This window comes from Enterobacter sp. PTB (assembly GCF_051130085.1).
Classification (GTDB): domain Bacteria; phylum Pseudomonadota; class Gammaproteobacteria; order Enterobacterales; family Enterobacteriaceae; genus Enterobacter; species Enterobacter ludwigii.
Window position 1 is genome coordinate 1 of record NZ_JBDKEE010000176.1, and the last position, 260, is coordinate 260.

Here is a 260-nt window from a genome sequence, read left to right on the forward strand (position 1 = left end):
CACACAGATTGTCTGATGAAAAGTAAATAGCAAGGCGTCTTGCGATTGAGACTTCAGTGTCCCCTTCGTCTAGAGGCCCAGGACACCGCCCTTTCACGGCGGTAACAGGGGTTCGAATCCCCTAGGGGACGCCACTTGCTGGTTCGTGAGTGAAAGTCACCTGCCGACATATCTCAAAACTCATCTTCGGGTGACGTTTGAGATATTTGCTCTTTAAAAATCTGGATCAAGCTGAAAATTGAAACGACACACATGTTATG

General features: G+C 47.7%; 1 tRNA gene. It reads left to right on the top strand.

From position 1 onward, the window contains the following. The first annotated feature begins 58 nt into the window (after window positions 1-58). A tRNA-Glu gene (locus AAIR21_RS28145) sits at window positions 59-134 on the top strand. Window positions 135-260: the final 126 nt, after the last annotated feature.